At 72.4% G+C, this 9,806-nt stretch carries 9 protein-coding genes; 3 read left to right on the top strand and 6 right to left on the bottom strand.

All coding sequences use genetic code 11. From position 1 onward, the window contains the following. The 5 genes from ME121_RS31830 to ME121_RS31810 all read right to left on the bottom strand — a co-directional run. Positions 1 to 1,197 (bottom strand): HAMP domain-containing protein (locus tag ME121_RS31830; RefSeq protein ID WP_491892934.1); only part of this gene is annotated, 1,197 nt, incomplete at its 3' end. 317 nt (positions 1,198 to 1,514) lie between these two features. Beyond that, positions 1,515 to 2,738, bottom strand: coding sequence for a bifunctional phosphopantothenoylcysteine decarboxylase/phosphopantothenate--cysteine ligase CoaBC (gene coaBC, locus ME121_RS31825; protein WP_012317805.1), 1,224 nt, complete (start codon positions 2,736 to 2,738; stop codon positions 1,515 to 1,517). A 43-nt stretch (positions 2,739 to 2,781) separates the two neighbouring features. Continuing rightward, entirely contained in the window at positions 2,782 to 3,504 is a 723-nt protein-coding gene (locus ME121_RS31820; RefSeq protein ID WP_012317806.1) for a di-trans,poly-cis-decaprenylcistransferase, read from the bottom strand. 76 nt (positions 3,505 to 3,580) lie between these two features. Beyond that, the gene (locus ME121_RS31815; RefSeq protein WP_012317807.1) at positions 3,581 to 3,970 is read right to left on the bottom strand and encodes a transcriptional regulator; all 390 of its coding nucleotides are present in this window, start codon (positions 3,968 to 3,970) and stop codon (positions 3,581 to 3,583) included. Continuing rightward, positions 3,957 to 4,574 (bottom strand): hypothetical protein, encoded by a 618-nt coding sequence (locus ME121_RS31810; protein ID WP_012317808.1) that lies wholly within the window; start codon positions 4,572 to 4,574, stop codon positions 3,957 to 3,959. Before ME121_RS31810 ends, ME121_RS31815 begins: the two co-directional genes overlap by 14 nt. Before the next feature lie 313 nt (positions 4,575 to 4,887). On the opposite strand from ME121_RS31810, the gene uvrB reads away from it, so the two are divergent. Next, positions 4,888 to 7,659 (top strand): excinuclease ABC subunit UvrB, encoded by a 2,772-nt coding sequence (gene uvrB, locus ME121_RS31805; RefSeq protein ID WP_059410258.1) that lies wholly within the window; start codon positions 4,888 to 4,890, stop codon positions 7,657 to 7,659. 16 nt (positions 7,660 to 7,675) lie between these two features. On the opposite strand, the gene ME121_RS31800 is transcribed toward uvrB, so the two are convergent. Next, the gene (locus tag ME121_RS31800) at positions 7,676 to 7,894 is read right to left on the bottom strand and encodes a hypothetical protein (RefSeq protein WP_012317810.1); all 219 of its coding nucleotides are present in this window, start codon (positions 7,892 to 7,894) and stop codon (positions 7,676 to 7,678) included. Between the two features lie 134 nt (positions 7,895 to 8,028). Here ME121_RS31800 and ME121_RS31795 point away from each other — a divergent pair, with 134 nt between their 5' ends. Both ME121_RS31795 and ME121_RS31790 read left to right on the top strand, forming a co-directional pair. After that, entirely contained in the window at positions 8,029 to 8,562 is a 534-nt protein-coding gene (locus tag ME121_RS31795) for an ankyrin repeat domain-containing protein (protein WP_024830955.1), read from the top strand. A 61-nt stretch (positions 8,563 to 8,623) separates the two neighbouring features. Continuing rightward, a partial coding sequence (locus ME121_RS31790) for an outer membrane protein assembly factor BamB family protein (protein WP_059410257.1) occupies positions 8,624 to 9,806 on the top strand: 1,183 nt, incomplete at its 3' end.

Raw genomic sequence — 9,806 nt, 5'->3', positions numbered from 1 at the left:
ACTGCGGATCAGGTTGTCCTTGAACACCTGCACGGCCGCCGCCATGGCGCCGATCTCGTTGCGCCGCCTCAGGCCCGGGACGGCCACGGCGGCGTTTCCGGCCGCGAGGGCCTCCATGGCCGCAGTGATCACCCGGATCGGCCGCAGCACGCCGCGGAACAGGGCGAGCAGACCGAGCGCGACGAGCAGCAGGGTTGCGACCAGGGCCGCTCCATCGCGCCACAGGGTGCTGCGCGCCGCGTTGGCCAGGGCCTCGGCCCGCGCGACCATCTCGTCGAGGCAGACGAAGGCGAGGTCGACGAGGGTGACCTGCTCGGGCGTGTCGAGCTTGCGCGCCTGCGCGAGCGTCAGCCCCGGCGGCGCGCCGCGAGCCAGTGCCTGCGCCACGGCGCGCCGGCGGGCGAGGGGGCTACCCGCGAAATTGTTCTCCCCGGCCCGCCGGAACGCGGCCCCGACCGTCTCCGAGGCCTCGGCCGCCGCCTCGGTCGCCGCGCTCCACGCCGCGTCGAGCCGTCCCCGCTCCTCGGCGGCCGCGACGGTCTCGTTCAGCGACCACGATGCCCCGGCCGCCAGCGACGTCTGCACGCGCAGCGCGACGGCGCCGTTGGCCATGCGGGTCGCCCACGCCGCCCGCTTCAGGGCGAGGTCGCGCCGGAGGATCGCGTCGGACAGCGGGATCGCGCCGTCCACGGCGTCGCTGGTCGCGATCAGGGCATCGAGCATGGCCTGGAAGGCGGCCCTCGCCTCCGCCATCACCGCGCCGTCGCGCTGCGCGCCCGACACATTCAGAACCGCGTCGACCCGCGGCCGGAGGCGCTCGACGCGTCCGCTCGCCTCGTGCAGCCGGCCGAGGGTCGCCGTCACGGCGGGAAGTTCCAGCCCGTCGAGGAGCGGCCGCGCCGCGGCGAGCCCCGCGACCGCCCGCTCCCGGTCAGCGTAGAGCGACGCGCGGGTCTCGGCCTCGACCGGCTCGGCGGCGGCCAGGAACTGCAGTGTCGCGCCCCGCTCGAACCGGGTCACGTTCAGCGTCTGAAGGAGGGCGCGGCTCGCCCGCACCAGCGCGATGACCCGGTCGGCCTCGGCGGCCTGCTGCCGCGCCTCCCGCACGGTGCCCGTCGCGAAGCCGAGCAGAATCGTGGCCATGACGACGAGGACGAGGCTCATCGTCGTCCGGATGGACAGGTCCCGTACGCGCATCGTGCTTGGTCTCCGGTCGCCCGATCGGCCGGGCGAACCAAATCATAGCAAGTTTTTCCCGGCACGATCCGGGCAACGCGCGAGGATGCAGGCAGCGTCCGACCTCGAATTGACTTTTCGCACCCGGATATGTCGCGGAACGGCCCGAAAAAGACCGCTCATCTCTACCGAAACATTCTGCCTGGTCTCGATAGACAGCGGAGACGGCGCGAGATAGACGTCTATCTTCCCTGTGCGCAACGGCCTTCGGCCCCGGAACGAGTCACGCCGTTTGGCGAGTCCGGCTCGGATACCGGCGGCGAACCCGCAGGGCGGCGTCAGCCGGCCAGCAGGGCCGCGAGATGGGCCACGAGCCGGCGCGCGACCTCGTCTTTTCCCAGGCGCGGCCAGGTCTCTACCGCGCCGTCCCGCCCGATCAGGTGCACCGTGTTGTCGACGCCGCCCATGACGCCGCCCTCCGCCGACACGTCGTTGGCCACGATCAGGTCGCAGCCCTTCCGGGCGATCTTCGTCCGGGCGTGCTCGACCACCGCGTCGGTCTCGGCGGCGAACCCGACCACGAGGGGCGGGCGCCCGGACGGCCGGCGCGCCACCGTGGCGAGGATGTCGGGATTCTCGACCAGCGGCATCGGCGCCGGCCCGGTGCCGTCCTTCTTGATCTTCTTGCTGCCGGCCTCCTGCTCCGGGCGCCAGTCGGCGACCGCGGCGGCGAAGACCGCGATGTCGGCCGGCAGCGCCGCCTCGACGGCGGCCAGCATCTGCCGGGCGGTCTCGACCCGCACGACGGCGACGCCCGGCGGGTCGGGGATCGCCACCGGCCCGGAGACCAGGGTCACGGCGGCACCGGCCGCGGCGGCGGCCGCGGCGATGGCGTGACCCTGGCGGCCGGAGGAGCGGTTGGCGATGTAGCGGACCGGGTCGATCGGCTCGTGGGTGGGCCCCGACGTCACGAGCACCCGGCGGCCGGCCAGGGGCCTGTCCCCGGCCGGGGCGCCGAGCATCCGTTCCAGCGCGTCGGCGATCTCGTTGGGCTCGGCCATGCGGCCCGGCCCGGATTCGGGTTCGGCCATCCGGCCGGCGTTCGGGCCGACGATCCGGACGCCGTCCCCCTCCAGGACCGCGCGGTTCCGGCGGGTGGCGGGGTGCGCCCACATCTGGACGTTCATGGCCGGCGCGATCAGGATCGGCAGAGTCGTGGCCAGCAGGATCGTGGTCGCGAGGTCGGCCGCGTGGCCGCCGGCCATCCGGGCCATCAGGTTGGCGGTCGCGGGCGCCACCACCACGGCATCTGCCTGACGGGCGAGCTTGATGTGGCCGATCTCGGCCTCGGAGGCCCGGTCGAACAGGTCGGTATGGGCCCGCTCACCCGCGAGCGCGGCCGCCGCCAGCGGCGTCACGAATTCCTGGGCCCCCGCGGTCAGCACCGGGCAGACGCTGGCGCCCCGCTCGCGCAGCCGCCGAATCAGGTCGAGGGCCTTGTAGGCCGCGATGCCGCCGCCGATGACGAGGAGGACGCGGCGTTGGGCGAGGGTCTCGGTCATGCCGCCGACCCTCTGCGCGCCGGCGCGCGCGCGTCAAGCGGCCTCAGGCCGCGGCCGGAACGGCCGGTGCCTTCAGCCCGCCGAACCGGCGCTCGCGGCGGCCGAACTCGGCCACGGCCTCGGCGAGGTCGTCGGGGCCGAAATCGGGCCACATCCGCTCGGTGAACAGCAGCTCGGCGTAGGCGGCTTCCCACAGCATGAAGTCGGAGAGGCGCCGCTCGCCGCCTGTGCGGATCAGCAGATCGACATCCACCGGGGAGCCGTGCATCGGGCCGGCGACCAGCTTGCCGAAGCTCTCGCGCGTCGGCTCCTCGCCGGCGAGGCCTTGGGCCGCCGCGATGATCGCGTCGCGGGCCGAGTAGTCGACGCAGATCCGCAGGTGCAGCCGGGTTCCCCCCGCCGTGGCAGCCTCCGCGGCCGCGATCGCCTGGGGAATGCCGTCCGGCAGACGGTCGCGCCGGCCGACGACGCTGAGGCGGGTACCGGTGCGGGCGAGGCGCTGCGTCTCGTTGCGCAGGTACGAGCGCAGGAGCCGCATCAGACCGCCCACCTCCTCGGCCGGCCGCTGCCAGTTGTCCGCCGAGAAGGCGTAGAGCGTGAGCGTGCCGATGCCGTGATCCGGGCAGGCCTCGGCGGTGCGGCGGATCGCCTCGACGCCCCGGTGGTGGCCGGCCAGCCGCGGCAAGCCGCGCTGCGTCGCCCAGCGCCCGTTGCCGTCCATGATGATCGCGGCGTGCAGGGCTCCCGGCACCGCTTCGCTTTGCATCGTAAAGTCTCCCGGCATGGGCGTGGCGCAGAGGTCTATCGAAACGGGGTTAACATTCCTGGCGGGACGGGCGGTCTCACGCCGTTTTCGTGGCCGGATCGAGGCCGCGGACACCGGATTCGGGGCCGCGCTCGGCCGCATCCGCGGCGTCGCGCACCACCTGCTCCAGCACACCGAGATAGCCGATGAAGCGCTGACGCCCGACCGGGGTTAGGCGGCAGATTGTCTGCGACCGGCTCTGCGCGAAGCGTTTCTCGAGACTCACCAGGTCCGCCTCGCTCAGCACGGCGAGGTGGCGGCTCAGGTTGCCGTCGGTGAGCCCGCACAGGCGCTTGAGGTCCGGAAAGGGCAGCCCCTTCGGATGCGCCACCAGCGACGTCAGGACGCTGAGGCGCGCCCGCTCGTGGATGATCCTGTCGAGCCCCTCGTAGGAGAAGCGCCCGTCGGAACGGTCAGCGGTCGTCATCGAAGGCCCGGGCCCCGTGATGGATGATCCCGGCCAGCCACGCTTGGCCGAACAGGAAGGGCAGGCCCATCGTCCAGGGTGACAGGGCCCGCGTCTCGGCCGAGATCGCCAGCACGGCGAGCCCGGCGAGCAGGTACCAGGCCCCGACGCCCTGGACCGCCCGGGGCAGGATCCGCGCCGAGGCGAACAGGCCGAGGCCGACCAGCACCTGCCAGAGACCCGGCAGCATCCAGACCTCGTCGGGGGCGAAGCGGGCGATGACCAGGGCGAGGCAGGCCCCCGCGCCCGCGGCCGGCAGGAACACCTCGATGGCGTTCCACACCATCGCGTCGGCGAGGCCGGAATGCAGGCGCCGGCTGCGCCGGACCGCCTCGACGCCGATCATCGCGAAGGCCGCCAGCGCCGCCGCGATCCAGAGACCGAAGAACAGGCCCGGCCGCGCCGCGGGATCCCCGAGCCACAGGGCCTGTCCCGCCGCGCAGGCGAGCGCGAGGCCGCCGGTGCCGGCCACCGTCGCCGCGCCCAATCCGCGGAACGCCGTATCGCGGGCGATCTGCGACCGGATGGCCACGATGTCGGCCAGCGCCTTGTCCAGGTCCTGCATGTGCCTCAAGCCCCCGGCCGCAGCATGCCGTCCACCCCGCTTTGCATCGCAAAGTATCGCCGGGATCGGCCCACGGCAAGCCGATTTCCCGTGTACGGAGGCGGATCTTCTCAGCATCCGGGACCGCGGTCGAGTTCGCTCCCGGGTGAATTCTACCTAACGGTTGTATTCGCCACACCGTCTTTAGTGGAAAGGCGCGGCGCTCCGCGGCCGGTCCGCAGCCGGTCCCCGCTGCCGCCGGCGGCAGACGAAAGCCGTCAAACCGCACCCGCGCAGGGTTTCTCGGAGCGCGGTCCGGGCCCATATTGTTCTCATGCCCGCACCGAAGAAACCGCGCGCCGCCTCCGTGACGGCCACGTCCGCCAAGGCGTCGAAGCCCGAGCTAAAGCCCCTGGACACCTATCTGGCGGAGCTGCTGAACCCAGCGCTCAACCGGAACCGTCCGGCCGCCGTCGAGCCGCCGCCCGAGGCGCCCGCGCGGCCCGGCCGCAAGACAGGCGGCAAGCCGGGCGGCGGGAAGGGTGGTCCGAAGGACGGGACGTCGGCGGCCGCGACCCGGAGGGCCGAGATCGCCCGCGACGGCTTCGCGGAGGCGCCCCAGGCCGGCTACGCCCTCGGCGACGCGGCCGACGTCGACCCGCGCCTGGCCCAGGCGCTCGGCCTGACGCCGCCCGAGGACGGCCCCGCGCCGGAGGGTGCCGACCTGCCGGATCCCGGCGGCGACGGCGGCGCCTCGGCGACGGTGACGGCGCTGGAGCGGCTGCTCACCGAGGGCAATCCGCTCTTCAAGGACGGCAAGACTTGGACGCCCCACCGGCCTGAGCGGCCGCAGAAATCCGAGGGCGGCGTCCGGTTCACGCTCAACTCCGACTTCACGCCGGCCGGCGACCAGCCCCGCGCCATCGCCGAACTGGTCGGCGGCGTGCAGGCGCTGGAGCGCGACCAGGTTCTGCTCGGCGTCACCGGCTCGGGCAAGACCTTCACGATGGCGAAGATCATCGAGGAGACGCAGCGCCCGGCGCTGATCCTCGCCCCCAACAAGACGCTCGCCGCGCAGCTCTACGGGGAGTTCAAGGCGTTCTTCCCCGACAACGCGGTCGAGTACTTTGTCTCCTACTACGACTACTACCAGCCCGAGGCCTACGTCCCGCGCTCCGACACGTTCATCGAGAAGGAATCCTCGATCAACGAGCAGATCGACCGGATGCGCCACGCCGCCACCCGCGCCCTGCTGGAGCGCGACGACGTCATCATCGTCGCCTCGGTCTCGTGCATCTACGGTATCGGCTCGGTCGAGACCTACACGGCGATGTCGTTCACGGTCTCGCTCGGCGAGCGGATCGAGCAGCGCCAGCTGATCGCCGACCTCGTGGCCCTGCAGTACAAGCGCATCCAGTCCGACTTCGCCCGCGGCACCTTCCGGGTGCGCGGCGATTCGATCGAGCTGTGGCCGGCCCACTTGGAGGATCGCGGCTGGCGGATCGGGCTGTTCGGCGACGAGGTCGAGAGCATCGTCGAGTTCGACCCGCTCACCGGCAAGACCATCTCCGAGCTGAAGTTCGTGAAGGTCTACGCGAACTCGCACTACGTCACGCCGCGCCCGACGCTGCAGCAGGCGATCAAGGGCATCAAGCACGAGCTGAAGGGCCGGATCGAGGAGCTGACCAAGATGGGCCGGCTCATCGAAGCGCAGCGCATCGACCAGCGCTGCACCTTCGACATCGAGATGATTGAGGCCACCGGCGCCTGCAACGGGATCGAGAACTATTCGCGGTACCTCACCGGCCGGAAGCCCGGCGAGCCGCCGCCGACCCTGTTCGAGTACCTGCCCGACAACGCCCTGGTCTTCACCGACGAGAGCCACGTCACCGTGCCGCAGATCGGCGGCATGTACCGGGGCGACTTCCGCCGGAAGGCGACGCTCGCCGAGTACGGCTTCCGGCTGCCCTCCTGCCTGGACAACCGGCCGCTGCGCTTCGAGGAGTGGGACGCGATGCGGCCCCAGACGGTCCACGTCTCGGCCACGCCCGGCAAATGGGAGATGGAGCAGACCGGCGGCGTCTTCGCCGAGCAGGTCATCCGCCCGACCGGCCTCGTCGATCCGGTGATCGAGGTGCGCCCGGCCCGCAGCCAGGTCGACGACCTGCTGGGCGAGGTCCGCGAAGTGGCGCAGGCCGGCTACCGGACGCTCGTGACCACGCTGACCAAGCGCATGGCCGAGGACCTCACCGAGTACCTGCACGAGAACAGCGTGCGGGTGCGCTACATGCACTCCGATATCGACACGCTGGAGCGGATCGAGATCATCCGCGACCTGCGGCTCGGCGCCTTCGACGTGCTGATCGGCATCAACCTGCTGCGCGAGGGCCTCGACATCCCGGAATGCGCCCTGGTGGCGATCCTCGACGCCGACAAGGAGGGCTTCCTGCGCTCGGAGACCTCTCTGATCCAGACGATCGGCCGCGCCGCCCGCAACGCCGACGCGCGCTGCATCCTGTACGCGGACTCGATCACCGGCTCGATGGAGCGGGCGATGGCCGAGACCGAGCGCCGACGCGCCAAGCAGCTCGCCTACAACGAAGAGCACGGGATCACGCCGCAGAGCGTGAAGCGCGGGATCGCCGACATCCTGAGCAGCGTGTTCGAGCGCGACCACGTCCAGGTCGATACCGGGCTCGCCAAGGACGCGATCACGGTGGGCCACAACCTCAAGGCCGTGATGGCGGACCTCGAGAAGCGCATGCGCGCGGCGGCCGCGGACCTCGACTTCGAGGAGGCGGCGCGGCTGCGCGACGAGCTGAAGCGGCTTCAGGCGACCGAGCTGCTGGTCTCGGACGACCCGATGGCGCGGCAGAGCGACGTGGAGCGCGAGGCGGGGAAGTTCGGCCGGAAGGCGCCGCGCGGGGGCGGGGGCAGCCGCATCGCCAAGCCCGACCTCGACCATATGGGCCCGGGCACGGACCGGGAGCTGCCGGTGGGCGGCGCGGCGCCGGTCTGGCAGGAGCGGCCGAAGCCGCGCTCGACGCAGGGGCTCGGCGGGCAGAAGCCCAAGTACAAGGGCGGCGGCGGGCGACGGCGGGGCTGACCCGGCCGCCCGCGTCTCAGGCGGCCTCGCTGCCCCGGCCGAGACCGTGCCCGCGCCCGGCTTCGCCGGCATCGACGATGGCTTCCGCGATGCGGACGACCAGGACGTTGCAGGCCTCGTCGAACGCCTGGGAATCCGCGCGGACCGCCGCCTCGACGACGGCTCCCGCCCGCTCGCGCACGATCTCGCGGGCGGTGCGCAGTGCGTCGGCGTACGGCTCAAACGGTCGGGGCATCGTCGCGCTCCGGAGACGCCGGGCCTCGCCCGGATTGGCGGCTGGAACGAGCCGCGCGACGAAACTGTTCCCGCCGCCGCTGGACGTCGATGCCGCAGCGGCCCAGATCAGCCGCGATGAGAGACGAGCACGCGATGGCCTCAGAGACGAACACGCCCCCGACCCTCGACGACGCGACCCTGGCTTTCGCGGCCCGGGTCTTCCAGTACGCGCGGATGGGCCACGCGGAGGAACTCGCCGACCTGTTCGGGCAGGGGCTGCCGGCGAACCTGCGCAACGACAAGGGTGACAGCCTGCTGATGCTGGCTGCCTACAATGGCCAGGCGGACGCCGTCCGGGTGATCCTGGAGGCCGGCGGCGACCCGGAACTCGCCAACGACCGCGGCCAGACGCCGCTCGCCGGCGCGGCCTTCAAGAACGACCTCGCCATCGCGCAGCTCCTGCTCCGGCACGGGGCCGCGGTGGACGGGACCGGCGACGGCACCCGCACGGCCCTGATGACCGCGGCCATGTTCGACCGCACCGACATGGTCGACCTGCTCCTCCAGCACGGCGCCGACCCGGATCGCCGCGACGCCTCCGGCCAGAGCGCCGCCGACATGGCCCGGGCGATGGGCGCCCAGGCGACGCCGGCGCAGCTCGACGCGGCGGTCCGTCGGGAGGCCTAAGGCCACGCTTCGGGAACACACCTGCTCGGGCGCCACGGTCGCCGCACACGGGAGCACAGCTTTGACGCGATGGATCGGGGCCGCCCTGCTGGCCTGCCTTGCAGGACCTGCTTCCCTTGGCCCGGCCTCCGCCGCCGAGACGCCCTGGCCGGCCTTCGGGCACGATCCGAGCAACCGCAATTTCTCCGACCTGACCCAGATCAACCGCGACACGGTCGGGCGTCTGCGCCCCGCCTGGATCTTCCAGACCGGGGTGACCGGCTACTTCCAGGCCCAGCCGGTGATGGTGGACGGCACCCTCTACGTCTCTACGACGCAGAACAACGTCGCCGCCCTCGACGCACGGACCGGCAAGCCCCTCTGGACCTACACCCACAGGCCGCGCACCGAGAAGATCTTCGGGCCGCCCTCGAACCGCGGGGTCGCGGTGTCGGGGGGCCTGGTCTACGAGGCGACCATGGACGGGCAGCTGATCGCCCTGGACGCCAAGACCGGCAAGGTCGTCTGGGAGAAGGAGGCGGTGCGCCCGGAGGAGGGCGAGACCGAGACCGCCTCGGGCCTCGCCGCGACCCTCGGCGGCAAGCCCGTCCAGGGCTCGAGCCGCCTCGGCTTCAAGATGCCGCCGCTCGTCGCCGACGGGCTCGTCATCGTCGGCGTCACCGGCGCCGGCTACGGGCTCCACATCGAGGACGAGGCGGGCGGCCTCGACGGCGGCGCGGTGGTCGGCATCGAGGGCGGCTACGGTCGGCGCGGCTGGCTCGCGGCCTACGACGCGAAGACCGGCGACGAGCGCTGGCGCTGGTACGTCACGCCCGCGGAGGGCTGGGAGGGGGGCTTCGTGGAGAGGACCGCCGACGGCACGGCGCTCCACCGCGACATCGCCGCCGAGAAGGCGGCGGCCCCCGCCAACCGCGACGCGTGGCGGGTGGGCGGCGGCTCCCTCTGGATGACGCCCGCCTACGACCCCGATCTCGGCCTGATCTTCCTCGGGACCGGCAACCCGGCGCCGCAGAATTTCGGCCTGTCGCGTCCGGGCGACAACCTCTACACGATGTGCCTCGTCGCCCTCGACGTGAAGACCGGCACGCTGCGCTGGTACTATCAGCAGGTGCCGCACGACGAGTGGGGCTACGACGTCGCCGCGCCGCCCTTCCTGCTGGACATGCCGGGCGGCGCCAGGGCGGTGGCCTCGGCGAGCAAGACCGGCTGGATCTACGTCCACGACCGCGCCACGGGGAAACTGC

The organism is Methylobacterium sp. ME121 (assembly GCF_000974725.1).
Taxonomy (GTDB): Bacteria; Pseudomonadota; Alphaproteobacteria; order Rhizobiales; family Beijerinckiaceae; genus Methylobacterium; species Methylobacterium radiotolerans.
Note: the sequence above shows the minus strand (reverse complement) of the source record. Positions and strands in the feature narration are given on the sequence as shown.

Bases quoted from the DNA above. Each gene is read 5' to 3' on its own strand.
- coaBC (WP_012317805.1), bottom strand. From the start codon at position 2,738: ATGACCGAGACCCTCGCCCAACGCCGCGTCCTCCTCGTCATCGGCGGC.
- ME121_RS31820 (WP_012317806.1), bottom strand. From the start codon at position 3,504: ATGCAAAGCGAAGCGGTGCCGGGAGCCCTGCACGCCGCGATCATCATG.
- ME121_RS31815 (WP_012317807.1), bottom strand. From the start codon at position 3,970: ATGACGACCGCTGACCGTTCCGACGGGCGCTTCTCCTACGAGGGGCTC.
- ME121_RS31810 (WP_012317808.1), bottom strand. From the start codon at position 4,574: ATGCAGGACCTGGACAAGGCGCTGGCCGACATCGTGGCCATCCGGTCG.
- uvrB (WP_059410258.1), top strand. From the start codon at position 4,888: ATGCCCGCACCGAAGAAACCGCGCGCCGCCTCCGTGACGGCCACGTCC.
- ME121_RS31800 (WP_012317810.1), bottom strand. From the start codon at position 7,894: ATGCCCCGACCGTTTGAGCCGTACGCCGACGCACTGCGCACCGCCCGC.
- ME121_RS31795 (WP_024830955.1), top strand. From the start codon at position 8,029: ATGGCCTCAGAGACGAACACGCCCCCGACCCTCGACGACGCGACCCTG.